The 1,066-nt window shown below is 60.9% G+C and carries 2 protein-coding genes; both read left to right on the top strand.

Features of this window, described 5'->3' with window-relative positions:
• Nucleotides 1-70: 70 nt before the first annotated feature.
• A complete protein-coding gene (rpsL, locus tag ABB26_RS17330; RefSeq protein ID WP_004145320.1) occupies nt 71-445 on the top strand; it encodes a 30S ribosomal protein S12 in 375 nt (124 codons plus the stop codon).
• Nucleotides 446-455: 10 nt separating this feature from the next.
• Nucleotides 456-923, top strand: coding sequence for a 30S ribosomal protein S7 (gene rpsG / locus ABB26_RS17325; protein ID WP_057635971.1), 468 nt, complete (start codon nt 456-458; stop codon nt 921-923).
• Nucleotides 924-1,066: the final 143 nt, after the last annotated feature.

The raw sequence follows: 1,066 nt of genomic DNA, 5'->3' as shown, positions 1-1,066 counted from the left end.
AAATTTGGCCTGCTTTACATTTTCCGCATCCTTGGCCGTTGTTAACGGCCCCAATCAGAAGAACCTACTGATGGCGACGATCAACCAGCTGGTACGCAAGCCGCGGCAAGCGACCACCTACAAGAGTGCCTCGCCGGCACTCGACAAGTGCCCGCAGCGCCGTGGCGTCTGCACGCGCGTGTACACCACCACCCCGAAGAAGCCGAACTCGGCCCTGCGTAAGGTTGCCAAAGTGCGCCTGACGAACCAGGAAGAGGTCATCAGCTACATCGGTGGCGAAGGCCATAACCTGCAGGAGCACTCCGTGGTCCTGATCCGCGGCGGTCGCGTCAAGGATCTGCCGGGTGTGCGTTACCACACCGTCCGTGGCTCGCTCGATGCCGCCGGCGTTGCCAAGCGTCGCCAGGCGCGCTCCAAGTACGGCGCCAAGCGTCCGAAGGCCTGAGGAATAAGACATGTCACGTAAAGGTAATACTCCCCAGCGTTCGGTCCTGCCCGATCCCAAGCACGGAAGCGAAACCATCGCCCGTTTCATCAACATGGTGATGCTGAGCGGCAAGAAGTCCGTTGCTGAAAAGATCGTCTATGGCGCCATGGACGTGATCAGCGAAAAGAACCCGAACGCAGTTGAGCTGGTGCAGAAGGCACTGGACAACGTCGCTCCGGGCGTCGAAGTGAAGTCGCGCCGCGTCGGCGGTGCCACGTATCAGGTGCCGGTCGAAGTGCGCGCTTCGCGCAAGATGGCTCTGGCGATGCGTTGGCTGATCGACTCGGCTCGTAAGCGTGGTGAAAACACCATGCCGCGCAAGCTGGCTGCTGAACTGCTGGATGCCTCGGAAAACCGTGGCGGCGCCATCAAGAAGCGTGAAGAAACCCACCGTATGGCGGAAGCGAACAAGGCCTTCGCTCACTACCGCTGGTGATTTCAAGGGGGCCTTGGAAACAGGGCCCCTGGCACCCATTGAAGGTGCCACTGTGGCGCTTGGAGCGCCGCGTCAATCCGAAGGCCGCCGCAAGGCGGCGTTCGGCCATCCGAATTCCAAGAAATTGAGAGGCTCCCAGTAGC

The organism is Stenotrophomonas humi (genome assembly GCF_001431415.1).
GTDB lineage: Bacteria > Pseudomonadota > Gammaproteobacteria > Xanthomonadales > Xanthomonadaceae > Stenotrophomonas > Stenotrophomonas humi.
Note: the sequence above shows the minus strand (reverse complement) of the source record. Positions and strands in the feature narration are given on the sequence as shown.